This is a genomic window from Streptomyces chrestomyceticus JCM 4735, assembly GCF_003865135.1.
Lineage (GTDB): Bacteria > Actinomycetota > Actinomycetes > Streptomycetales > Streptomycetaceae > Streptomyces > Streptomyces chrestomyceticus.
In genome coordinates this window covers 831,421-854,384 of record NZ_BHZC01000001.1, presented here as the reverse complement: position 1 = coordinate 854,384, position 22,964 = coordinate 831,421, and the positions used below count along the sequence as shown (strand labels likewise).

Annotated in this window: 24 protein-coding genes and 1 pseudogene; 11 read left to right on the top strand and 14 right to left on the bottom strand. The window is 72.8% G+C overall.

Going from position 1 to position 22,964, the window contains the following annotated elements:
* Nucleotides 1-17: 17 nt before the first annotated feature.
* Both EJG53_RS03630 and EJG53_RS03625 read left to right on the top strand, forming a co-directional pair.
* Nucleotides 18-1,040 carry a helix-turn-helix domain-containing protein gene (locus EJG53_RS03630; RefSeq protein WP_125043562.1) on the top strand — a complete coding sequence of 341 codons (1,023 nt, stop codon included), beginning with the start codon at nt 18-20 and terminating at the stop codon, nt 1,038-1,040.
* 203 nt (nt 1,041-1,243) lie between these two features.
* A complete protein-coding gene (locus EJG53_RS03625; protein WP_125043561.1) occupies nt 1,244-2,500 on the top strand; it encodes a multidrug effflux MFS transporter in 1,257 nt (418 codons plus the stop codon).
* A gap of 36 nt (nt 2,501-2,536) precedes the next feature.
* On the opposite strand, the gene EJG53_RS03620 is transcribed toward EJG53_RS03625, so the two are convergent.
* Nucleotides 2,537-3,097: a DUF6221 family protein gene (locus EJG53_RS03620; RefSeq protein WP_125043560.1), complete on the bottom strand. Its 561-nt coding sequence runs from the start codon at nt 3,095-3,097 to the stop codon at nt 2,537-2,539.
* A 138-nt stretch (nt 3,098-3,235) separates the two neighbouring features.
* Between EJG53_RS03620 and EJG53_RS03615 the strand changes: the two genes are divergently transcribed.
* Nucleotides 3,236-3,994 (top strand): aminoglycoside adenylyltransferase family protein, encoded by a 759-nt coding sequence (locus tag EJG53_RS03615; RefSeq protein WP_125043559.1) that lies wholly within the window; start codon nt 3,236-3,238, stop codon nt 3,992-3,994.
* Nucleotides 3,995-4,001: 7 nt separating this feature from the next.
* Here EJG53_RS03615 and EJG53_RS03610 read toward each other — a convergent pair.
* Together EJG53_RS03610 and EJG53_RS03605 are read right to left on the bottom strand one after the other, a co-directional pair.
* Nucleotides 4,002-5,212: pseudogene (locus EJG53_RS03610) on the bottom strand (FxsB family cyclophane-forming radical SAM/SPASM peptide maturase).
* The gene (locus tag EJG53_RS03605) at nt 5,209-5,454 is read right to left on the bottom strand and encodes a YxD-tail cyclophane-containing RiPP peptide (protein ID WP_125043558.1); all 246 of its coding nucleotides are present in this window, start codon (nt 5,452-5,454) and stop codon (nt 5,209-5,211) included. The pseudogene EJG53_RS03610 and the gene EJG53_RS03605 overlap by 4 nt, the downstream one beginning before the upstream one ends.
* A gap of 133 nt (nt 5,455-5,587) precedes the next feature.
* Here EJG53_RS03605 and EJG53_RS03600 point away from each other — a divergent pair, with 133 nt between their 5' ends.
* A complete protein-coding gene (locus EJG53_RS03600) occupies nt 5,588-6,220 on the top strand; it encodes a 2'-5' RNA ligase family protein (RefSeq protein WP_125043557.1) in 633 nt (210 codons plus the stop codon).
* Between the two features lie 33 nt (nt 6,221-6,253).
* Entirely contained in the window at nt 6,254-7,051 is a 798-nt protein-coding gene (locus EJG53_RS03595) for a MerR family transcriptional regulator (protein ID WP_125043556.1), read from the top strand.
* On the opposite strand, the gene EJG53_RS40555 is transcribed toward EJG53_RS03595, so the two are convergent.
* The 7 genes from EJG53_RS40555 to abc-f form a co-directional block, all read right to left on the bottom strand.
* Nucleotides 7,032-7,223, bottom strand: a complete 192-nt coding sequence (locus EJG53_RS40555) for a hypothetical protein (protein WP_154806355.1) — start codon at nt 7,221-7,223, stop codon at nt 7,032-7,034. The genes EJG53_RS03595 and EJG53_RS40555 overlap by 20 nt on opposite strands.
* A gap of 309 nt (nt 7,224-7,532) precedes the next feature.
* On the bottom strand, nt 7,533-8,549 hold the full coding sequence (locus EJG53_RS03585; protein ID WP_125043555.1) for an alpha/beta hydrolase family protein: 1,017 nt from the start codon (nt 8,547-8,549) through the stop codon (nt 7,533-7,535).
* A gap of 158 nt (nt 8,550-8,707) precedes the next feature.
* Complete coding sequence (locus EJG53_RS03580) at nt 8,708-8,899, bottom strand: hypothetical protein (protein WP_125043554.1); 192 nt, start codon at nt 8,897-8,899, stop codon at nt 8,708-8,710.
* Between the two features lie 232 nt (nt 8,900-9,131).
* Nucleotides 9,132-9,275 (bottom strand): hypothetical protein, encoded by a 144-nt coding sequence (locus EJG53_RS40550; RefSeq protein ID WP_154806354.1) that lies wholly within the window; start codon nt 9,273-9,275, stop codon nt 9,132-9,134.
* A gap of 83 nt (nt 9,276-9,358) precedes the next feature.
* Nucleotides 9,359-9,922 (bottom strand): CGNR zinc finger domain-containing protein, encoded by a 564-nt coding sequence (locus EJG53_RS03575; protein WP_125043553.1) that lies wholly within the window; start codon nt 9,920-9,922, stop codon nt 9,359-9,361.
* Nucleotides 9,923-9,970: 48 nt separating this feature from the next.
* Nucleotides 9,971-11,725, bottom strand: a complete 1,755-nt coding sequence (locus EJG53_RS03570; RefSeq protein ID WP_125043552.1) for an ABC-F family ATP-binding cassette domain-containing protein — start codon at nt 11,723-11,725, stop codon at nt 9,971-9,973.
* A 77-nt stretch (nt 11,726-11,802) separates the two neighbouring features.
* On the bottom strand, nt 11,803-13,437 hold the full coding sequence (gene abc-f, locus EJG53_RS03565) for a ribosomal protection-like ABC-F family protein (RefSeq protein WP_125043551.1): 1,635 nt from the start codon (nt 13,435-13,437) through the stop codon (nt 11,803-11,805).
* A 331-nt stretch (nt 13,438-13,768) separates the two neighbouring features.
* On the opposite strand from abc-f, the gene EJG53_RS03560 reads away from it, so the two are divergent.
* Together EJG53_RS03560 and EJG53_RS03555 are read left to right on the top strand one after the other, a co-directional pair.
* On the top strand, nt 13,769-14,731 hold the full coding sequence (locus EJG53_RS03560) for a quinone oxidoreductase family protein (RefSeq protein WP_125043550.1): 963 nt from the start codon (nt 13,769-13,771) through the stop codon (nt 14,729-14,731).
* Between the two features lie 58 nt (nt 14,732-14,789).
* The gene (locus EJG53_RS03555; RefSeq protein WP_125043549.1) at nt 14,790-15,389 is read left to right on the top strand and encodes a TetR/AcrR family transcriptional regulator; all 600 of its coding nucleotides are present in this window, start codon (nt 14,790-14,792) and stop codon (nt 15,387-15,389) included.
* 45 nt (nt 15,390-15,434) lie between these two features.
* On the opposite strand, the gene EJG53_RS03550 is transcribed toward EJG53_RS03555, so the two are convergent.
* Nucleotides 15,435-15,803 (bottom strand): helix-turn-helix transcriptional regulator, encoded by a 369-nt coding sequence (locus EJG53_RS03550; RefSeq protein ID WP_125043548.1) that lies wholly within the window; start codon nt 15,801-15,803, stop codon nt 15,435-15,437.
* 136 nt (nt 15,804-15,939) lie between these two features.
* Here EJG53_RS03550 and EJG53_RS03545 point away from each other — a divergent pair, with 136 nt between their 5' ends.
* From EJG53_RS03545 to EJG53_RS03535, 3 genes are all read left to right on the top strand, one after another.
* Nucleotides 15,940-16,452 carry an STAS domain-containing protein gene (locus tag EJG53_RS03545; RefSeq protein WP_125043547.1) on the top strand — a complete coding sequence of 171 codons (513 nt, stop codon included), beginning with the start codon at nt 15,940-15,942 and terminating at the stop codon, nt 16,450-16,452.
* A 38-nt stretch (nt 16,453-16,490) separates the two neighbouring features.
* A complete protein-coding gene (locus EJG53_RS03540) occupies nt 16,491-16,865 on the top strand; it encodes an ANTAR domain-containing protein (RefSeq protein ID WP_125043546.1) in 375 nt (124 codons plus the stop codon).
* A 152-nt stretch (nt 16,866-17,017) separates the two neighbouring features.
* Nucleotides 17,018-19,654, top strand: coding sequence for a SpoIIE family protein phosphatase (locus EJG53_RS03535; protein WP_125043545.1), 2,637 nt, complete (start codon nt 17,018-17,020; stop codon nt 19,652-19,654).
* 55 nt (nt 19,655-19,709) lie between these two features.
* Here the strand turns inward: EJG53_RS03535 and EJG53_RS03530 are convergent, their stop codons facing one another.
* Nucleotides 19,710-20,423: an AraC family transcriptional regulator gene (locus EJG53_RS03530; protein WP_125043544.1), complete on the bottom strand. Its 714-nt coding sequence runs from the start codon at nt 20,421-20,423 to the stop codon at nt 19,710-19,712.
* A gap of 104 nt (nt 20,424-20,527) precedes the next feature.
* Here EJG53_RS03530 and EJG53_RS03525 point away from each other — a divergent pair, with 104 nt between their 5' ends.
* The gene (locus tag EJG53_RS03525; protein ID WP_125043543.1) at nt 20,528-21,100 is read left to right on the top strand and encodes a class I SAM-dependent methyltransferase; all 573 of its coding nucleotides are present in this window, start codon (nt 20,528-20,530) and stop codon (nt 21,098-21,100) included.
* Nucleotides 21,101-21,222: 122 nt separating this feature from the next.
* Here the strand turns inward: EJG53_RS03525 and EJG53_RS03520 are convergent, their stop codons facing one another.
* A complete protein-coding gene (locus EJG53_RS03520; protein ID WP_125043542.1) occupies nt 21,223-21,846 on the bottom strand; it encodes a cysteine hydrolase family protein in 624 nt (207 codons plus the stop codon).
* 113 nt (nt 21,847-21,959) lie between these two features.
* Entirely contained in the window at nt 21,960-22,952 is a 993-nt protein-coding gene (locus tag EJG53_RS03515; RefSeq protein ID WP_125043541.1) for a GlxA family transcriptional regulator, read from the bottom strand.
* Between the last annotated feature and the right edge of the window lie 12 nt (nt 22,953-22,964).

The following is a 22,964-nucleotide window of genomic DNA, read 5'->3' as shown; positions in this document are numbered from 1 at the left end:
AGTTAACCTGCGGAGTTGTGACCAGGGTGCATCAGCTCACCGGCGCGGCCGGTTCGGCTGTGTCGGAGGCGACGTCCGCGGCGTACTACGCGTCGATCGCGCAGGCCGAGGAGAGCGGTGACGGCACGGTGCGGCACCGGCTGCGTCCGGAGGTCGGCGACGGCACCATCGAGGTGACGTCGCTGCGCAGCGGGTTCGACATGGTCCGCTACGACGTCGCGTTCGCCGGCGGACACCAGGTGAGGTTCCGGTTCCCGGGCGACCACTTCGAGCTGGAGCACTGTGTCGACGGGCGCATGCACATCAGCGAGGCCGGGGCCGGCGCCGGTGACCTGCGCGCCCGCTCGGTGGCGCTCAGCCCCCGCGGCGCCATCGACGGCGTCGTGGCGCACGGCGACGGCGAGCGGTACCGCGCGGTGTCGGTCACCGGTACCTGGTCCGGCCTGGAGTCCTACCTCGGCGGCCTCGGCGCGGGCGCCCTGCCGCCCACCGGACCGGAGAGCGTCGCCCGCGAGCGGTATCTGGGCCGGTCCGCCGCGCTGCGCCCGGCCGCGGGGCCGCTGGAGGAGATCTTCCTGCACCGGCGCTCCTCACCGGGGCGCCTGCTGTTCATGGAGTCGCGGCTGGTGGCGGCGCTCGCGGCGCTGATCGACGGGCTCTCGTCCGACGCGTCGCCCGCCGACGCCCGGGACCGCGCCGCGCCGGCCCTGGCCGAGCACGAGACGGCCGCGCTGCGCCGGGTGCCCGAACTGCTGTGGCGGGAGCGCCACGCACCACCGGCACTCGCCGAGCTGGCCCGGATGTCGTCGATGTCGGTACGGCGCCTCACCACCGGATTCCGCGCGCTGTACGGGACGTCGGTGATGGAGTACCACCGGCGGCACTGCCTGGACCGGGCCGCTGCGCTGCTGGTCGAGACGGACTGGCCGGTCTCCCGGATCGCGCACGAGGTCGGTTATGCCTCGGCCGGCAACTTCGGCTACGCCTTCCGGCGCGACCGGGGCACGTCGCCCGCCCGGTTCAGGCGGGCGCACGCCTGAGGCTGTCTGCACGGGCCGGGCGGGGCGCTCGCTCTCCCGACGACGCCCGCCGAGGTGGCCGCGCTGCCAGGCGTACGCATGTACCTCCGACGCCGCCCGCCCAGGCAGCCCCGCGCTCCACATTCCCGGGTCCGGCGCTCCACACCGCGGCGCGTCCGCGGTGCCGACGATGGTCGCACCGCAGACACCTCGGAAGGAGACCGATGACCGTCCGTACCGATTCCGTACCCCCACGGAATGCCGCAACCCCACGGTCCGGAACAGGGCTACTGATCATGGTCCTCGGCGGGCTGTCGGCGGTCTCACCGTTCGCCATCGACATGTACGCGCCCGGCTTCCCGGAGATCGTCACGTCCTTCGGGACCTCGAAGACGGCCGTCCAGCTCTCCCTGACGGCGTGCCTCGTCGGGCTCGCCGTCGGACAGATCGTCCTCGGCCCGGTCAGCGACGCGACGGGGCGGCGGCGCCTGCTCCTGGCCGGTTCCGGCCTGTTCAGCGTGTTCTCCCTGGTGTGCGCGGCGGCCCCGTCCATCGCCGTGTTCGACGCGGCCCGGCTGTTGCAGGGGGTCGCGGGCGGCGCGGGCATCGTCATCGGACGGGCGGTGGTCAGCGACCTGTTCACCGGCGCGTCCGCGGCCCGCCGGCTCACCACGCTGAGCGTCATCGGGTCCACCGCGCCGGTGCTGGCCCCGGTGGCCGGCGGCCTCGTCCTCGGTGTCGGCCCGTGGCGGCTGGTGTTCGTGGCGCTGGCCGTGACCGGGCTGCTGTTGCTGACCGCGATCTGGGCGTGGGTGCCCGAATCGCTGCCCGCCGAACGGCGCCGGACCGGCGGCCTGCCGGCCGTACTCCGCGCGATGGGCGGACTGCTCCGGCGCCGGGAGATGGCCGGCCACCTCCTGGTCATGGGGTGCGGGCTGGCCGCCCTGTTCGCCTACATCACCGGCTCGCCCTTCGTCTTCGAGAACGGCTACGGCCTGTCGCCCACCCAGTACAGCCTCGTCTTCGCCACCAACGCCGTCGGCACGGTGCTGGCCGGGACGGTCTTCGGACGGCTGGCCGGACGGGTACGTCTCAACCTCCTGCTCACCGTCGGCGTGGCCGTCACCGTGGTCGCCCTGGTCACGCTGGTGACCCTGCTCGCCGTCGGCATCAGCACGTTCCTCACCACGTGGGCCTGCCTGTTCGGCCTGACGTCCGGGTTCGGGCTGCTGCTGCCCGCCTCGACCACCATCGTCCTCGCGGTCGGCAGCGACGCGCCCGGAGCCGCTTCCGGGATGCTCGGCGGCGCCCAGTTCGTCCTCGGAGCCGCGGCCGCGCCCCTGCCCGGCGTGCTGGGGGACACCACCGCCATGTCGACGGCGGTCGTCGTCCTGGGCTGCGTACTGCTGTCCGCGGCAGCCCTGCTCACGCTCGCCCGGCCGTGGGAGGGCCATGGCGAGCCGGCCGGTTCACCCGAGTGAGCCGCGTACGGCACCTGGGACGCGCCCGCGCTGTCATCACGGTCTCCACTCCTCCCGCCACTGCCGGTGCAGTTCGTAAGGCAGCGCGAGCACCTTCAACCGCAGCAGGGCGGCCAGTTCGCTGTGCGGCCAGTCGTACGCGTCGTGATCGGGGTCGTGGAGCGCCTCCTCGCAGTCCCGGGCGAGGCCCTGCCGGACGGTGACGTCGTGGCGTACCCGCTCCGGGACGGGACAGCGGCACCCCGACGCCCCGGTGTCCGGGCAGTCGGTTTCGTGGAACAGGTCCGCGGTGCTGCCCTCCTCGTCCAGGCGGGCGTGCACGAAAGCGGTCAGCAGCGCGAGCTGCGCCGCTCGGGAGGTGGTGTCGCGGCGGGTTTCCGTGGCCGGAAACCGCCGGCATCCGGGGTCATCGTCGGAACGGCGCCCGGCCTTCATCCGTTCCACGGTCCGGCGCATCCGTACGGCCCGGAGCCTGGCTTCCGCCGCCTCGGCCCGCATGCGCAGGGCCCGGTCGGCCGCCTCCCGGGCCGAGCGGCACAACTGCGCACATCTATCGAAGGTGTTGGCGGTGTGGTGAAGGTCGGTGGACTGGTGCATGAAGCCTCCGAGGCGACCTACGGACAGCAGCCTTGGTGATGATGAATGTGCCCGAGGAAGGGGGAATTGGGCAGGCGGCTTTCAGCCACTCGACGTCGGCGTGCCACCGTGGCGGCCCCCGGCGTCAACACTGGGCCCATGAACCAGAAACGGGAGATCGCGGCACTGATCGGCGACGTCCTCGGCCCCGCGGCCGTCGGCAGCTACCTGCACGGCTCCGCCGTGCTCGGCGGCCTCCGCCCGGCCAGCGACCTGGACATCCTCGTCGTCTCCCGGCAGCGCGCGACCGCAGCGCAACGGCGTGCCCTCCTCGACGGACTGCTCGGCATCTCCGGCTTCACGGGCGGGGCCCGCCCGGTCGAACTCACCGTCGTCGTCCAGGACCAGGTACACCCGTGGCGGTACCCGCCGATCTGCGACTTCCTCTACGGCGAGTGGCTGCGCGACGCATACGCCGCCGGCCTGGTCCCCGAGCCGGAACCGATGCCGGACCTGGCGCTGCTCGTCACCATGGCGCTGGCCGGTGACCATTCCCTCACGGGCCCGCCCCCGGCGCAGGTTCTCGACCCCGTCCCGTGGGCGGACGTGGCACGGGCGAGCGTGCACGGCATCCCCGGCCTGCTGGACGAGGTGGACAGCGACACCCGCAACGTCGTCCTCACCCTCGCGCGCATCTGGACCACCCTCGCCACCGGCGAGATCAGGGCGAAGGACGCCGCCGCCGACTGGGCCCTCGACCACCTCCCGCCCCGGCACCGCCCGGTCCTGCGCCACGTCAGGGAGCTGTACCTCACCCGCCGGTACTCCGAGGAGAGCTGGAGCGACGACCTCAGATCGCGGGTACGCCCCCACGTGGACCACGTGCTCGCCCAGATCGGCAAACTGCCGTACGCATGACGGTGGTTCACGGACGCGCCGGCTCGCCCGGCACCCCTCGTACCTCCTCCTGAAGCCGCTCGCCGATATGGCGGATCAGATGTTCCAGATCCGCGCAGTACACCGAAGGGTGACCGAAACCCGAGCCGTGCAGGTAACGGTCGGTGTACCGGCCGCCCCCGCAGACGCCGACGACCGGACAGCGGCGGCAACTTCCGCAGAGCGAGTCCAGCCCCCGGGACTGCGCGGCCACGGTGTGCGGGTGGTCCAGGGCGTCCTCGAAGTCGTGCCGGAAGACGTCCATCCCCAGGTCGGGCGCGCCCGCGTAGGCGGTCTTGAGGGAGTCGAGCCGCTGGAGGGAGCCGTCGGTGTCGATCACCACCACGGCCAGCGGGGACAGCCCCACCGCCTCGGACCGGCTCGCCGCCCCGAGCAGCAGCGCCACGATCTCACCGAACAGGCGGACCGGTACGGCCCGTCGGCCCGGCGGCGTGTCCCACCACAGGTCGAAGACCCGGGCGAGCCACGCGCCGTACGGGACGGGACGCGCTGCCCGGCCGACGGGCCCGGCGAACGGGCCGATGCCGGGTGGCGGCGCGCTCCAGTTCCCGTACGGGAGCAGGAAGTCGAGGGCGGTGGGCTCCAGCGCGATCAGCGACCGGTAGACCTCGGCGGGGCCGGTCTCCACGTCGACGGTGCACAGGATGCCCCGTACGCGGCAGGCACACCGGCCAGCAGACCGGCCGCGCGCCGTACCGCGGGCCAGGAGGAGCGGCCCGCATGGTCGACACGCCGGTGGTTGAGCCGGGCGCTGCCGCCGTCGAGGCTCAGACCGACGCTGATGCCGGCCGCGCTGAACCGCCGCACGGCGTCCTCGGTGAGCAGCGTGCCGTTGGTCTGCACCGAGACGGCGACGGCGCAGTCTCCGGGCACGGCGTCCCGGACGGTCCGCGCGTGGTCGATCAGAGCGGTGGGGCCGAGGAGAAGGGGCTCCCCGCCGTGCAGATCGACCCGTATCGAACGCAGCCTGTGCGTGGTGACGTGCTGGGCGATCCGTTCCGCGGTGCGGCGCACGGTCTCCTCGGCCACCCGGGCAGGGCGCTCGCGCCAGCTCTGGTCGGGCCCCTCGTACACGTAGCAGTAGGTACAGGCGAGATTGCACCTGCTGTGCACCTTGAGCACGAACTGCCGGAACGGTATGCGCCGCCGGAATGGAACGCTCCGGTCCGCCTCCCTCATTCAGGGGGCGCGTCGTCGTAGAACGCGACGACGTCCGAGCTGTCCATGCGTGCGCGCACGCCGGGCAGCAGCGTGCTCAGCACCGGGTGCCCGGTACGGGCGGACAGCTCGCCGAGCGGCAGGCCGGTGAGATCGGGAAGCCGCGCGTCACTCGGCTTCGCGGGCAGCGGCTCCACGGGCAGCGGCTTCACGGGCGACGGTTCGACGGACAGCGGCTCTACGGGCAGGCGGGTCTTGGTCATGCCAGGGCCTCTCTCGCTCGTCGGTCTCCCAAGGCTTCCACGGCACGGTGCTGAATTCGGCGCACCATTCCGGCCATCGCCCGTAGCCGCCCGGGGGAGGGGAGCCGTCGCGCTGATGGGATCATGACGCGTGATGAACGCAGAGGCGGAAGCACGGGCGCAGGCAGCGGCAGAGGCGCGGGCTGAGTCACCGGTACAGGCGCAGGCAGCGGCAGACCTGACGGGGAGCGAGCCCGCCGCGACCGGCTGGCCGGACGTGCCGGGCGACACCGCCTTCACGATCAAGGTCCCGGAAGCCGACCCGCTGGTCCGCGCGGGCTTCCCCGCCCACGTGACCGTGCTGTACCCGTTCCTGCACGAGAGCCGCATCGACGCCGCGGCGCAGCACGACCTCACCCGCCTCTTCGCCGGGCACGACGCCTTCACCCTGACCCTCGAATCGTTCGGCCGCTACCCCGGCGTGCTCTACCTCGACCCGTGGCCCCACGCCCCCGTGACCGCGCTGACCAAGGACCTCACCCGGCGCTGGCCGGAAGCCGTGCCCTACCGCGGGATATTCGGCGCCGGACTCGCCCCGCACCTGACGGTCGCGAACCACGAGGGCCCCGCGACCCAGGAGGCCGCGTACGACGCGTTGCAGGCCGAGCTGGCCCCTTCGCTGCCGCTGACCTGTTCCGTACGGGAGGTCCACCTCATCGTCTGGGACGGGCGGCGCTGGCGGGACCGGGCGGCATACCGTCTGGGCGCCCCGTACCGTGTCGCTTGACCTTGTCGCAGCGACAACGTTTCTACTGAAGCCATGCGCATCGGAGAGCTCGCCGGCATCGTCGGCGTCACCACTCGTGCCGTACGGCACTACCACCGCACCGGCCTGCTGCCCGAGCCGCCGCGGCAGCCCAACGGCTACCGTGAGTACGCGCTGCGGGACGCCATCGAGCTTGCCCGGATCCGGCGGCTGGTCGAGCTCGGCCTGAGCCTGGACGAAGTCAAGGACGTGCTGGCGGACGACGCGGGCAAGGACCTCGTCGAGATCCTCACCGAGCTGGACGCCGACCTGGCACGCCAGGAGGAGGCCATCCGGCAGCGCCGCGCCCGCCTGGCCCGGCTCTTCGAACAGGCCGAGCGGACCGGCCGGCTGCCGGAGGAGGCCCCCGTCTCGCCCGAACTCGCGGCCGTCTTCGACGACATGGCCCGCGCCTCCGCGCAGGTACCCGGACCGGAGCCGGCCATGGCGGCCAAGGAACGGCAGCTCCTGGCCCTGCTGGAGACCGGTTCGCCGGGCGGCGACCGCGGCTGGTTCGACGGTCTGGTGCACGCCTTCCGGGCCGACCCGGCGGCGATGCGGCGGGCGTACGACGTCTATGCCCGGATGGACGAGCTGGCCGAGGCCACCGAGGACGACCCCCGGGTGGAGCTGACCGCCCGCGCCATCGTCGACAGCATCCCGGACGAGGCGCTGCGCGCGATGCGTCTGCCGGCCGACGGCGCCGAGGAGGCGGGCGACGGGTTCTCCGACGCCTTCTTCTCCGACTTCACCCCCGCCCAGGCCGCCGCCGTCCACCGCGCCATCGAACTGCTCACGGAGCGTGCCGGGTGAAGACGCTGAGGAAGGCCGTGCGCTGGTCCTGCGCCGCACTCGTGCCGGCGAGCTGATACTCGTCCTGTGCGTGGCCGGCGGAGTGCGCATCGCCCCGGCCGTCCGGCCGGCCACGGTGCCGGCCATGCTCACGCTCGCGGTTGCGGCGGCGGTTCTGATCGTCCTCGATCACCGCCGCAGCCGCCGCGCCGGGCGGGCATCGCCCTGCACGCCTCGTGCTTGGTGTGCCCGCACGTGGTCGGCGCTGACAGCTCGCCGCGCCTGCGCTACGGCGCCCTGCTGGACATCCGTGTACCCGCCGACCGGGTGGCCTCCGTCCGCCGGGAACAGAAGTTCCCGGACGGCAAACTGGCCGTCGTGGACAAGAACGGTGTTGCCGACAGGCCGTGGCCGGCCGGACGACGGTCCTCGCGGAACTCACCGAACCGGTGCGCTTCGTACGCCCCTTGGGCAAGACCGCCGAGGCCCGCGCCTTCCGCTTCTACGCCGAGGACCCCGCGGCCGTCGTCACCGCGCTGAAAGCCGGTGCCGCGTCCCCCTGCTTGGCCTCGACCCGTCCGAGCGCGCCCGGGCCGGACGCCAGCGCCTCGCACGCCGCCTCCCAGGCCGGGTCCCCGGGGTAGAGACGCGACCGGAGATAGGCCCAGGTGAGCCGCTGCACCGCGGCCACCCGCTCGGGGCTCTCGTCGGTGGTCTCGGCGACGTCGTACCCGGAGATCCCGCCGAGCCCGTGCTCCGCGCCGAACAGGGTGAGCAGGGACTTGGGGCCGGGGGAGAGGACGTACGGATCGGCGTGCCAGGAGGGGCCCTGGACGGTCAGGTGGGCGGAGTCGTCCTGGTCCCCGGCGACCACGAGCGTGGGCGTCGCCATCCGGGAGAAGTCCGTGGTCGCGAAGAACGGGAACGCCTCGGCCACGGACGCGGTGAGGGCGTCACCGCCCCTGCCGGGCGCGGCGAGCAGGACACCCGCCTTGATCCGGGGCTCGGCCAGGTCCACCACCGTTCCGTCGTCAGGATCGGTGAGCCGGGCACCGAGCAGCAGGCTCGCGGTGTGCCCGCCCATCGAGTGCCCGGCCACGGCGATCCGCTCACGGTCCAGGCGCCCCGGAAGCTGCGGGACCGCGGCTTCGATCACGTCGAGCCGGTCGAGGATGTGCCGCATGTCCTCGGCCCGTGAGCGCCAGTGCAGGGGCGCGCCGGGGGTGGCGGGGTCCAGGTCGAGGGCCCGGGAACTGAGGTGGGTGGGCTGGATCACGGCGAAGCCGTGCGCCGCCCAGTAGTTGGCGAGGGGCGCGTAGCCGTTCAGCGAGGAGAGGTGGTGGGAGTAACCCTGGCCGTGGGAGAGGAGGACGACCGGCAGGTCGCTCCCGGTGACCGGCGCGGAGATCCGTAGCTGGAGGTCCACGGCCCGGCCGGGCACGGGCAGCACCACCGGACCGACCGAGAGGACGGGGGAGGGCGAGCCGAGGGGGCCGGCCGGGGAAGTCGATGCATGCATGAGACGCACATCCCTTCAAAGGCCGCTGCCGGTGGCCGCGTTGGGCGGGCACGGGAAACGGCGGTCAAGGGCGTCCGGCTACGGCACAAGCCGAAGCGGAACGCCGTTCCGGTTACGATATGGAACAGCGTTCCGCTTTGTCAACGGAGGCTGGGTGCCTACAGGCCGAGATCCAGGGCCAGGCACGAGAAGTGATTCCACGAGCCTTCGGGGGTGTACGCGTTCGGCGTGCGGCCCTCCGGCGAGGGCTGCTCCGTGACCATGTCCTCGAACGGGATGCGCTCGGGCAGCTTGCCGAACTTGGCCTGCCGGGCGGCTGTCTGGGTGTCCGTCGTGTTGCCGGTGCTCATCGTGGGCCTCCGTGCGGGGCGAGTGTGGAACGACTCTGACAGGCGTCGCGTCACCGGTCAAGGGGGTGACGCTGGAGGGGGGTGACGGATAGGGCGGTGTCGGGTGGGGTGGGGCGACGCCGGGGTGTGCACCCAACAACTCGACTGCCTGGAAAGGCCGATGCGCCGTGCGGCGAAGGCGGTGCTCAGCTCCACCGGACGGGGAACTCGGCGGGCAGCGAACGCGGCGCGTTCAGCGCGTCCGCCGGCCCGGAGCGGCCCGCAGCAACTCCAAGCCGATGGCGTGATGGTCGAGCCCGGCCACGCCTTCGAAGGTGTGGCTCAACGGCAGACGGCCGATGTCGTACAGGCCGGACGGCGGTGTTCCCGTGACCATGCGGCGAGCTGTGCGTGCTGTGATCTGCTGGGCTGCCCGTCGGGGCACGGCAGGACCCGTAGGACAGCGGGCGTTAAGTGCGGTCAGCCTGCGGCCGTGGCGGGCGTGCCCCTCTTGCGCGCGCGATAAGCGGCGGCCTTGATCTTGTTGCCGCAGGATTCCATGCCGCACCACTGCCGCCGCGCGCCCCGCGAACGGTCGATGTAGACCCGTGTGCACTCGGGATTCCCGCACTCCTTGAGCAGCGGCACGTCCGGCCCGCTCAGCAACTCCACCGCTTGGCGGGCCACGGCGGACAGCGCCTCCTCCGGGGTCGCGTCGGTGCGGCGGCCGGCGCTCGTAAGCTGCGGCGCCGCCGAGGGCTTCCTTGCGGCCTTGTTGAGTACGTCCAAGGCCCGGGCGCCGAACGGCTCCCCGAGGCGACGCCCGGTGATCAGCTCGTAGACCGCCTCCCGTACGGACTTCGCGCGCTCCACGTCGGACGGCCGGGCGGGCGTCACGAAATCCACCAGCCCGGACTCCACGTACCACGCCTCCAGCCGCTCCGGCGTCGCGAACACCTCGAAGCGGACGGTGCGCCGGGCGCGGAGCGTCGCGGCGAAGTCGAGGGCGGGGTGCCCGCAGACGAAGACATGGTCGGTGTTCACGATCACCATCCTGACGGGTGACGAGCGGGCGCGGCAAGGCGCGTCGCGTCACCGGTCGGAGGTGCCGGGCCGGGGCCTGCCTCCCGTACCGCGCATGTCGTACGTGTCGTCCGAGGGCACCAAGCGGCCCGCGCGCAGCCGCAGCCGGCGGCCGGTCCAGCGCCTGCGCAGCCACCGGTCATGGCTGGCCACGACGATCGCGCCCGGCCCGGCGCCGAGGGCGTCCTCCAGTTCGTCGCACAGGCGCGGGGACAGGTGGTTCGTCGGCTCGTCGAGCAGCAGCAGGTGCGGCGGGTGCGCCACCAGGAGGGCCAGCGCGAGCCTGCGGCGCTGGCCGACCGACAACTGTCCCACCGGCTTGTCGAGATCCGTGACGCCGAGCAGTCCCAACGAGCCGAGCGGGACCGCCTCCGCCCGCTCGGCACCCAGGACATGGGTGTACGTGTCGCGTGCCGTGCGGTCCGGGCGCTCGAACACGGTGTCCTGCGCCAGCAGGCCCACGGTCAGGCCGGGCCGTCTGCGCACCGCGCCCTCGCGCTCGGCGTCGAGCCGCCCGGCCAGCAAGGACAGCAGGGTCGACTTCCCGGCCCCGTTGTCTCCCGTGACCAGGAGCCGGTCCCCGGCGGGGATGTCCAGGCGCGCGACGTCCAGCCGACCGGGCACCCGCGCGTCACACAGCGAGACGAGCGGGCTGTCCGTAGCGCCCTGCACCGGGCCGCTGTCCACCGCAGTACCGTCCGCCGGAGCACCGTCCACCGGCGCGCCCGTCAGCGCCCCGGCGTGCAGGCGCAGCGGCTCCGGCGGTCTGCCGACCTGGGTCCGTTCCAGTTCGTCCAGCCGGCGGGCGGCGTTGCGTACCCGCCGGGAGACCTGTTGCTGCACCCGGCCGGCCCGGTGGCCGTACCCCATCTTCTCGTTGTCCCGGGGCCCGCGGTCCGGGGCGACGCGGCGCGCGGTCACCCCGGCCGAGCGGCGCAGCGCCTCCAACTCCTCCTGCTCCGCCGCGTACCGCTGTTCCCAGCGCTCGCGTTCCGCCTGTTTCTCGGCACGGTAGGCGCTGTAGTTGCCGCCGAAGCGAACCGGACCGTGCACCGCCGGGTCGAGATCGATCAGGTCGGTGCAGACCGCGTCGAGGAACGCCCGGTCGTGGCTGGCCGCCACGACGACGCCGGGCTGTGCGCGGAGCTGCTCCTCCACGAAAGCGGCCGCTTCGTCGTCGAGGTGGTTGGTCGGCTCGTCCAGCAGGAGGGCGGCGGGCCGGCGTACGAGGAGCGCGGCCAGCGCCAGCCGGCCGCGCTGCCCGCCGGACAGCGAACCGAGCGTCCGGTCGTGTCCGAACCCGCCGAGGCCGAGCCCGTCCAGGACGATCGCAGCCCGCCGGTCGGCATCCCACGCTTCGCTCTCCTGGGCGTGTTCGAGCTGCTTCCCGTACGCGTCCAGCAGTTCCGCGTGGCCGGGGTGGTCGTCCGGGGTGCCGGCGAGCAGCCGGGTCAGCCGGTCGAGTTCGGCCAGGGCGGCGCGGGCCTCCCGCAGGGCGTCGGCCAGCACCCGCGCGATCGTCGTGGCACCGTCGAACGGCATCTCCTGGTGCAGGAAGCCCAGGTCGTCCGGGCGGGTGACCTGGCCGGCGTCGGGTTCGTCCACGCCCGCGAGCAGGCGCAGCAGGGTCGATTTGCCGACCCCGTTCTCGCCGACGATGCCGACGCGCCGGCCGGGGGAGACGGTGAGCGAGACGCCGTCCAGGACCCGGCGGGTGCCCAGCGTACGGACGAGATCATGGGCGAGCAGGGCGGGTCGGGGCATGGTGATCCTCCTGGAGTGAGCGGTGGGCGGCCCGCCGGGTGGACCCTCGGACGCGGGCCGGGCCGTGTTCCGCTCCCTCACACCTCGGGGGCCGCCGTCTCCCGCAGTTCGCCGTCGGCCAGCCGCAGCCACCGGTCGATCCCGACCCGGGCGAGGAACCGTTCGTCATGGCTGACCACGACGAACGCGCCCTGGTAGGAGGCCAGCGCGCTCTCCAACTGCCCGGCGCTGACCAGGTCGAGGTTGTTCGTCGGCTCGTCCAGGAGCAGCAGTTGCGGCGCCGGTTCGGCGCACAGCACACAGGCCAGGGTGGCGCGCAGCCGCTCGCCGCCGGACAGCACCTGGACCGGGAGATGCGCCCGGGAGCCCCGGAAGAGGAAGCGCGCGAGCAGGTTCATCCGTTCCGCCGCCGTACGCTGCGGTGCGAACGTGGCGAAGTTCTCGGCCACGGTCCGGGACAGATCGAGCACGTCGAGGCGCTGCGAGAGGTACGCGATCCGGCTGTCGGCCCGCTTGATCTGCCCCGCGTCGGGTTCGAGACCGCCCTGCAACAGGCGCAGCAGCGTGGTCTTGCCGGCGCCGTTGGGGCCGGTCAGCGCGATGCGCTCGGGCCCCCGGATCGTCAGGTCGACCCCGCCGCCGGCGAACAGCGGCCGCTCGCCGTGGCTGACGCGCAGGCCCTCGCCGAGGAACAGGTTGCGCCCGGCGGGCACGTTGGTGTCGGGCAGGTCCAGCGTGATGCGCTGCTCGTCGCGCACCGCGCGGCCCGCCTCGTCCAGCCGCGCCTTGGCCTCGCTGACCCGGGAGGCGTGCATCTGGCCCGCCCGGCCCGCCGACTCCTGGGCCCCGCGCTTCATGTTCCCGGCGAAGATGCGGGGCAGCCCCGCGTTCTTGAGGTTGCGCGAGGCGTTGCTCGCCCGGCGGTCGGCGCGCTCGCGGGCCTGCTGCAACTCCCGCTTCTCCCGCTTGAGTTCCTGCTCGGCGTTGCGGACGTTCTTCTCGGCGACCTCCTGTTCGGCCTGTACGGCTTCCTCGTACGCGGTGAAGTTGCCGCCGTACAGCCGCAGGGCGCCCGGCTCCACCTCGGCGATGCGGTCCATGCGGTCGAGCAGGGCCCGGTCGTGGCTCACCAGGAGCAGGCAGCCGTTCCAGTCCTCCAGTACGTCGTAGAGCTTGTGCCGCGCGTCGAGGTCCAGGTTGTTCGTCGGCTCGTCGAGCAGCAGCACGTCGGGCCGCTTGAGCAACTGCGCGGCCAGGCCGAGCGAGACGATCTGACCGCCGCTGAGGGTGCTCAGACCGCGGTCCAGGGTCAGTTCGGTGAGGCCGAGCCGGTCGAGCTGGGCGCGGGTGCGCTCCTCGATGTCCCAGTCGTCGCCGATGGTCGCGAAGTGTTTCTCGTCCACGTCGCCGGACTCCACGGCGTCCAGGGCGCGGATCACCTCGGCGACGCCCAGCACCTCGGCCACGGTGAGGCCGGCGGCGAACGGGAGGCTCTGCGGGAGGTGGCCGAGGGTGCCGGAGACGGTGACGGTCCCGGCGGCGGGGCGCAGATCACCGGCGATCAGCTTGAGCAGGGTGCTCTTGCCGGAGCCGTTGGGCGCCACCAGACCCGTACGGCCGGTGCCCACGGTGAAGGACAGGTCCTCGAAGACGGGGGTGTCGTCGGGCCAGGAAAAGGACAGGCTGGAGCAGACGACGAAAGCGTCGGACATGGGGATACCTCGGAAAACACGACGGGCCCGGCAGACACCGGTGCCCGGAGAGCGGGCAGGAGGGTACGACAAGGCAGCCACCACGGCGGTGCTCCGCGCACCGGCCGGCGGCCGTCAGGTCCGGGTATCACCCGGAGATGTCGTCGTCACCCGCCACAGTTGCGTCTCCTCGATCCGAGATCAGTTCCTCGCCAGGCTAACACCCGGGCATGTCTGCCGTGTACTGCCGATGCCGTGAAAACTGGACTTGTGGGTCCATTTTTGCCGTCCTACGCTGCGCCGCAACTGACGGTAGGCGGTGCTGCGAGCCCGCCCGGGAAAGGACCTGCGCATGCACGCGATCCGTATGGACCGGCACGGTGGCCCCGAGGTCATGAACTGGACCGCCTTACCGGACCCGGCCCCCGGGAAGGGCGAGGTGCTCGTGCGGCTCGCCGTCGCGGGAGTGAACTTCATGGACGTCGGGGCCCGGACGTCCGGCGGCCCCGGCTGGGCCGCTCCGGCGGTTCTCGGGGCCGAGGGCGCGGGCCGGGTGACCGCCCTCGGGGAGGGTGTCGAGGGCTTCGCGCCGGGTGACCGCGTCGCCTGGTTCTACCACCCCGGCAGCTATGCCGAACTGCTCGCCATCCCCCAGGAATCGCTGGTCAAGCTGCCCGACGACGTGGCCGACGAGACCGCGGCCGCGGTCATGTTGCAGGGCCTGACGGCCCATCACCTCACCACCGCCACCTACCGCGTAGGGCCGGGGGACACCGCCGTCGTGCACGCCGCGGCGGGCGGCGTCGGACTGCTGCTGACCCAGATGATCAAAGCGCGCGGCGGCCGGGTGATCGGGCTGGTGTCCCGGGAGGAGAAGGTGGCGGCGGCGCGGGAAGCCGGCGCCGACCATGTCCTGGTCTCCCGCGGAGGGGGCTTCGAAGACCGGGTCGGAGAGTTGACGGACGGCAGGGGTGCGGATGTGGTGTACGACGGAGGTGGCAGCGCGACGTTCCGATCCTCGCAACAGGCGCTGCGCCCGCACGGAGTTCATGCCTACTACGGGCCGTTCATGGGCGTCCCGTCCATCGCTCCGACCGACCTCCCCCACAGCATTTTTCTGACGTACCCCGTGGTGCATCACCACGTGCCCACACGTGCGGCCCTGGTCCAGCGCACGGGAGAGGTCTTCGACCTGATCCGGGACGGACGGCTGACCCCGCGCATCGGAGGGCGTTACGCCCTGTCGGACGCCGCGCGGGCACACGCCGACCTGGAATCCCGCCGGACCACGGGCAAGCTCCTGCTCGTACCCTGACTGCCGCGTCCCCAGCCGGCCCCGGCCCCCCGGGCCTCCGACCACAGGGAGAACCGTCATGCCGCTGACCCGCAAGGGCGCCGCCACCCGGCAGCGCATCGTCGAGGGCGCGGCCTCCGAGATGCGCCGGCTGGGCATCTTCTCCCTGACGCTGGACGACGTCATGCGGCGCACCGCGACCAGCAAGAGCCAGTTGTTCCACTACTTCCCCGGCGGGAAGGACGAGCTGTTGCTGGCCGTGGCCCGCCACGAGGCGTCCGGCGTGATCAGCGACCAGCAGCCGGAACTGGCCTCGCTGAACTCCTGGAGCGCCTGGCGGAGTTGGCGCGACAAGGTGGTCGAGCGCTACCGCGAGCAGGGCCCCAACTGTCCGCTCAACGTGGTGATGGGGCAGCTCGGCCCGACGACGGAGGGGGCCCGTGCCGTGGTGCGGGAACTGTACGCCCGGTGGGAGGGCGAACTGGCCGCCGGTATCCGCGCTATGCAGAACCAGGGCGAGATCGACGCCGCCCTGGACGCCGGCCGCAGCGCACGGGCCCTCCTGGCCGGCATCCAGGGGGGCGTGCTGATCCACCTCGCGACCGGGAGCCTGGAGCACCTGGAAGCGGCCCTGGACCAGGGGATCGAGTTCCTCCGCCGGTCGGCGGCGGGGGCCTAGCGCTCTGCGCGGGCCTCGCCGCGACCGCTTCGGAGCTGCTGCCCCTCAGGCCGTACTGGGGTGCCGGCGGCCCTCCGGAAGTGTGCTGCGGTCCTGCTCGTCCTGGACGAGCAGGGACAGCAGGGACGCCACGGTCAGGCCCGCTTCGGCCGGGTGGCGCAGCACCTTGCTGGGGTCGATCCGATAGGTGTTGCTGCGGCCCTCGCGGGTGTGCGAGAGGTAACCGTCGCGCTCCAGATCCGAGATGATCTTCTGAACGGCGCGCTCGGTCAACCGGCAGTGCGCCGCGATGTCACGGATACGGGCGTGGTGATTGTCGGCGATGGCGGCCAGCACCCGGGCGTGATTGGTCACAAATGTCCAGCCGCTGTGCGGTTCGGGCACCCCGTTGTTCGACTCGGTCAGTCCATCCATGCTGCAACTCTACCGACCGAACATTCACGCGTCTCGATACACGCAACGATTTTCGTGTATTAGTTGACGTGTGTCTGTCGATGGGCGAGCCTGAGATGGACGGCGGACGAGCCGATGACGACGGGAGAGGAAGGCCATGCCGGAAGCTGCGCACAGGGCGCGCCTCCCCGACGGACCCGCTGCGGGCAACGGGAACGGCGGCCCGCCGGCCGCGTACACACCGAGCCTGTCGCGGGCCGGGATCTCGCGGGGTGGCGACCGTACGGCGGTGTCGGTGCACGGAGAGCTGGACCTGGGCACCTGCGGGAAGATCGAGAGTGGTCTGCGTGATGCCGTGGACCGTTCGGCGCGGGGCATCGACCTCCACCTCGGCTCGGTGACGTTCTGCGACTGCTCCGCCCTCAACATGCTGCTGCGACTGCGGCAGCGGGCTGTCGTGCAGGGCAAGTCCGTCGTCATCGCCTCCGGCAGCCGTGCGGTCGAGCGGCTGCTGGAGCTGACGGAGTCGCGCGAACTGTTCGTCCCGCCGGAGCCGCAACCCGACCCGGCCACCGAGCCGCACCTCGGCCCGGCCCCGGAGTCGCACCTCGGCCCGGCCCCGGAGTCGCACCTCGGCCCGGCCCCGGGCCGCACCCCGACCCGGCCCTGAACCCCAGCAGGAACGGCGGACGTCCGTCGTTCTCCGCGATGGACGATCCGGCCCGGTGCGAGGACGCTTCCCGGGACCTGCCCACGGAGATCGCACAGCTACGCCGTGCCATGCGGACCCGCCCGGCCATCGACCTGGCCCGCGGCATCCTGATGGCCACCTTCACCCTGAGCCCGGAGGCCGCCTGGTCCGTTCTGGTCAGCGCTTCCCAGCACACCAACATCAAACTGCATGTCCTCGCTCAAGAACTGGTCAACAGCGTTCAGGGGGCGGCGCTGCCCGAAGCGGTGCAGGGACACCTGGGAGCCGCGGTCGCCAGGGTGCGAGCGGCTCCGGCGGTCCCGGCGCAGTCCGGCACGGCCGCCGTACGGAACACCGTGCCCGAGCCGTGGCACGCGGCGCCCCGCGAGTGACCACGGAGTCCCGGAGCTACGGGACCCGGCCCGGCCGAACCGGCGGGCGGCCCGGCGCTCCCTCACCCAGTCGACGGATTCCGGCGCGCACGTTGACGAGATAGCTTCGCAGCACGGCGCCGCGGGGAGTCGCGTACCGCACACTGACAAGCATGGACCACATCAGTCAGCCGAAGGCGGTGTCCTCGCAGCGGTTCCCGCCGCGGCCGGAGAGTGTGGGGCAGGCCCGGCGCTTTGTGCGGACCGCTCTGGCCGACCGCGCACCGGACGCGGTGGAGACCGCCGAACTGCTGGTCAGCGAGCTGATGACCAACGTGGTGCTGCACGCGCGCACGGAGGCCGAGGTGTCGGCCCGGGTGCTCGGCCACATGGTCCGGATCGGCGTCGGCGACAGCCGGCCGTGCCGTAGGCCGGTGCCGGGGGAGTCCGACCCGTACGCCGGTCCGGGACAGGGACTGGCGGTCGTCGCGCACCTGGCCTCCCGGTACGGCGTCGACACCGGGGGCGGGCGCAAGACGGTGTGGTTCGAGCTGTGGCTCGACGGGCGGCCACCACCGCCCTCCACCTGGGCGACCGCCGCGCCGCCCTGCGGCCCGACCCGTACGGTGACGCTCGTCGACCTGCCCGGCACGCTGTACCTGGCGTCCCAGCGCCACCGGCACGCCCTGCTGCGGGAGCTGACACTGGCCGCGTCCGCCGGCACGGACACCGGCGTGGACCCGCAAGACCTGGCCGCCGCGTACGACGCGTACCACGCGATCAACGCGGGCGTGGCGGCGGCGCTGGACGGGCAACCGTCGGCGAGCCACGTCCACTCCCTGAGCGTCTCCCTCCCGGCGGGCGTCGCACGGGCGGTGCGCATCCTGGGCCGGGTGCTCGACGCGGCCGAGGAGGCGGCCCGGGACGAACGCCTGCTCACCTGGCCGTCCCTGCCCCAGAACCGCCTCTTCCGCCGCTGGCTGCTCGACCAGATCACCGGCCAGCTCACCGGCGGGCCGCCCACCGCGTGGACCATGGTGCCCCGCGAGCCGAGCGCCAGCCCCTCGGAGCTGGTGGCCTGGGACGCCAGCCAGGTGTGGGCGAGCAGGGTGCCCACCATCGCGGCCGACGACGACAACCGGATCATCGTGGCGAACGGGCCGGCCGCCGACATGCTCGGCTGGCAGGAGGACGAGCTGGCCGGCCAACGGCTCACCGTACTGATCCCGGAACACCTCAGGGACCGTCACGTCGCGGCCTTCACCCGCCTGCTGCTCACCGGTCAGCCGCACATCCTGGGCCGCTCGGTGCCGCTTCCGGCGCTCCACCGGGACGGCCGGCAGGTCCCTGTCCGGCTGTTCATCCAGACCCAGGTGACGGCTGACGGCCGTACCGTCTACGTCGCCCAGCTCGCCCCCAGGACCGCCCCGCCCGTCCCCGCGCCCCTCGCCTCCGGGGAGAGCCAGGCCATCTCCGCGCAGCCGCCCGGCGGACCGGAACTGCCGGACGATCCGGAGCGCATCACGGACGCGGACAGCGACGAGCCCGACGGGCCGGCCCGGGAGCGCCGGCTGCTGGCCGACATCGGGGAATCGCTGAGCAGCACCCCCAACCTGGACGAGGGCCTGCAGCGGGTCTGCAAGATCCTCACGCAGCGGCTGGCCGACTGGTGCGTGGTGGACCTGCTCGACGACGGCGAACTGCTGGAGCGGTTCTGCGTGGCGCACCACAGCTCCACGGAGCTGCCCGCCGAAGCGTACGCGGGCAGACTCCCCCCGGTGACCGGCGCGGCACGGGGGCCGCTGGCCCGGGTGCTCCGCGGCGCCGGACCGCTGCTGCTCACCGAGGGCCCGGAGCCGAGCCAGGTCAAGAGCCCGCTCGACGTCCACGACCGCGAACTGTTCGAACGGGTGGGGGCCAACAGCGCGGTCATCGCCCCGCTGCGGACCCGCGGGGCCGTCTTCGGCGCCCTCACGCTGATCCGCACCGACGGGGAACGGCCGTTCACCGAGGAGTCGCTGCCCCTCATCGGCGACCTGGTCCGCAGCCTCGCCCTGGGCGTCGAACACGCCCGCCTCTACCAGGAGACCCGGCACATCGCCGAACGCCTCCAGCGCTCCCTGCTGCCCGAACTGCCCGAGATCCCCCATCTGCGGATGGCCGCCCGCTACGCGCCCTCCTCCACGACCGCGCAGATCGGCGGCGACTGGTACGACAGCTTCGTCGTCCCCGGCGGCCGGACCGCCGTGGTCATCGGCGACGTCACCGGCCACGACCTGGAGGCCGCCGTCGCCATGAGCCAACTGCGCAGCATGCTGCGCGGTATCGCCATCGACCGCCAGGAACCGCCCGACGAGGTGCTGCGCCGCCTGGACGTCGCCAACCACAGCCTGTCCGAGGAGGCCACCGCCACCTGCATCTACGGCCTGGTCACCGGTACCCCCGACGGGCCCTGGCAGCTCAACCACTCCTCCGCCGGGCACCTGCCGCCGCTGCTGACGACCCGGGAGGGCGACACCCGGTACCTCGACGCGGGCTCCGGACTGCTGCTGGGCATGGAACCGGACATGCCCCGCCCGGGCGCCACCGACCCGATCCCGGCGCATGCGACCGTCCTGCTCTATACGGACGGTCTCATCGAACGCCGCGACGAGTCCCTCGACCACGCCATGGACCGGCTCCGCCGGCACGCCACCGCCCTGGCGGCCGAACCGCTCGACGTCTTCTGCGACGAACTCCTCATCGCGCTGAGCGCCGACAGCGCGGACGACATCGCCCTGCTCGCCTTCCGTCCGGTACCGCGCGACTGAGGTCCACCGTCCGTCTGCGGGAAGCCGCCGGTCCCACGGCGAGGAACCGTGCGCCTCACGGCGAGAAGTACGTCCCGGGCGGCACCCCGACCACGCGCCGGAACGCCGCCACGAACGCGCTCGGCGACGCGTACCCGACCCGGCACGCCACCGCCGCCACCGTCGCACCGCCCGCCAGCAACGGCATCGCGCTCTGCAGACGGGCCCGGGTACGCCACTGGCCGAACGGCATCCCCGTCTCCGCGGCGAACGCGCGGGCCAGCGTCCGCGCGCTGGCCCCGACCTCCGCGCCCCACTCGGCCAGGGTCCGGTCGTCCGCCGGACACGTGCGCAGGGCGTGTGCGACGCGGCGCGCCCGGTCGTCGCGGGGCAGCGGTGCCAGCACCGTCGCCACCGACACTGGCCGCAACTGATCGAGAACGACCGCTTCCGCGCGCTCCCTGGCACACGCCGACAAGCTGTCGTCCGCCAGATACCCGATCAGCTCGCGCAGCAGGGGCGAGACGCCGACGACGGTCGGCTCCGTCCAGCGCACCGGGCAGCGGTCCGGCACGTAGTACAGGCTGTGGCCCTCGACCGGGCCGGTCGCCCCCGTCGCGTGCTCGATGCCGGCCGGGATCCACAGCGCCATGGTCGGCGGCAGGACCCAGGTGCTGCCCCGGGCGCGTACGGCGATGACTCCCTTCTCCGCCCAGGCCAGTTGGTGCGTCGTGTGCCAGTGCCGCCCGTACCACTGGCCGTCGGCGACCACGAAGGTGCCGACCACCACCGCCGCTTCCGGCGTCCCGCCCCCGGGACGAGGTGTCCGTATCGCGACAGGACGTGTCCCCCTACCTCGTGGTGGACGTCCTCCGCGCTTCTTAGCATCGCCACATGGCCTCCATGAATCGCTTGCACCAGTGGATCTGCAGTTCCGACAGGTGGGCCCGGGGGGTGGAGCGGAAACTGCTGCCCTGGGCCCTCGACGGAGTCGAACTCGGCGCCGGGACCCTGGAGATCGGTCCCGGTTACGGTGCCACCACGCGCGTCCTCGCGCGCCGCGCACCGGGTCAGCTCAGTGTCCTCGAAGTCGACGCGGAGTTCGCCAAGAAACTTCAGGACATCTATGCGGGAAGGGTCGAGGTCGTGCACGGCGACGGGGCGTCGATGCCGTTCCCCGACGGCGGTTTCGACACCGTCGTGTGCTTCACCATGCTGCACCACGTGCCGTCCCCGGAACAGCAGGACCGGCTCTTCGCCGAGGCCCGGCGGGTGCTGCGCCCCGGTGGCGTCTTCGCCGGCTGTGACGGCTGCGCGAGTACGGCGTTCCGTCTGCTGCATCTGGGCGACACCTATGTGCCCGTCCCGCCGGAGACCCTGCCGCGGCGGTTGCGTGCCGCCGGGTTCGGCCGGGCCGAAGTGACCCTGGGGAAGGGGAGGTTCCGTTTCCGCGCCGTACGGGAGTGAGCCGCGACGGGCACGCGTACGGCGGTCCGGGGGAAGGAGGCCCGGGGGACGGGGAGCAGGGTCGTACGGTCCCCGATCGGTTGAACGGGGGTGGGGACCGTACGGCCGTGCGGTACCGAAGGTCAGGCCGGCAGGCCGTCCGCGGTGGGAACGACGAGCCCGAACAGGTCGGTGACCGTGGTCAGGGCCGCGGTCCGGAGGGCGGCGGCGGACAGTACGGAGCCGTCCGGCGCGGCGAGGGCGCGGGTGGTGGTGGTGTCGGCGACGACGGTGGGCCGGTACCCCAGGTTGAAGGCGCCCTGTGCGGTGAAGGCGACGCACATGTGCGTCATGAAGCCGGCCAGCACCAGATCCTTGCCGCTGCCCGGCCCGAAGCCCAGGCCGGACAGGGTCTTCTCCAGCTCGGTGGCGTGGAAGGCGTTCGGGAACTGTTTGACGACGACCGGTTCTCCCGCGGCGGGGGCGACCTGGTCGCTGATGGCGCCGATGTGGGCGCGGATGTCGTACGGGGTGCCCTCGCCGCCGTCGTTGACGATGTGGACGACCGGGGTGCCCGTGGCGCGGGCCCGCTCCAGCAGGCGGGCGGCCGCCCCGAGGGCCTCGTCGGCGCCCTCCAGGGCCATGACGCCGGTGCGGTAGGTGTTCTGGAAGTCGATCATGAGCAGGGCGGACTCGCCCAGCCGCGGCGGCCGGCCGTCCAGGCCGATCACATCGCGCAGGGGCGTGGCGGGGGAGGTGGCGTTCATCGGGAACCTTTCATGGCGAATCAGCAGAAAAGGGAAGAAGACGGCAAGGCAGGGGCTGCCGCCTCGCTGTCCCAGGGGAGAAAGACGGATCGGTGTGCCGGTGGTGCGGCGGGTCAGCCGGCCCGGGTACGGAAGCGACGGCGGTAGGCCGCCGGGGTGGTGGCGAGCTGCCGTCTGAACGCCCGGTGCAGGGTCTCCGCCGAGCCGAGCCCGGCCGCGGCGGCCACCTGGTCGAGCGGGCAGTCGGTGGTCTCCAGCAGGCGCCGGGCCAGCTCGACACGGGCCGCCTCGACATAGGCGGCGGGGCTGCTGCCGGTCTCCTGTTTGAAGACGCGGGCGAAGTGCCGTTCGCTGAGGCACATCCGGGCGGCCAGGGCCGGTGCGGACAGATCCTCGTCGAGGTGGTCGGAGATCCACAGCCGTAGCTCGTCGATGTCCCGGCGCTCGGCGGCGGGGCGGCTGAGCGGTACGGAGAACTGGCTCTGGCCGCCCTGCCGTTTGAGGTACATCACGAGCTGCCGGGCGACCGCCAGGGCCGTCTGCTCGCCCTGGTCCTCGGCCACCAGCGCCAGCGCGAGGTCCAGGCAGGCGCTGATCCCGGCCCCGGTCCACAGCCGGCCGCAGTCGGAGCGGACGAAGATCGGGTCCGGGTCGACCGTGACGTCCGGGTGGTCGGCGGCGAGCTGGGCGGAGGTCGACCAGTGGGTGGTCGCCGTCTTCCCGCCCAGCAGCCCGGCCGCGGCCAGCAGATGCGCGCCCACACACACCGACGCGACCCGCCGCGCGTACGGGGCCGTCTCCCGCACCCACGCCACGACAGCGGGATCGGTACGGGCCACCGGGCCGTCGTCGGTCATGTCGACCGCGCCCGGTACGAGCAGCGTGTCCACCTGTTCGCCCACCTCCGCGAAGGCCACGTCGGCGAACAGCCGCACACCCGCCGACGTACGGACCGCGCCCGCGGCCGGCCCGGCGAGGCGCACCCGGTAGCCGGCGCGGCCTCCGGTCTCCCGGTTGGCCAGCGCGAAGACCTCGGCCGGGCCGGTGACGTCGAGGAGGTCGACATCGGGGAAGACCGCGATGACGACATGGTGTGCGGTGGGCATGAAGTGATCCTC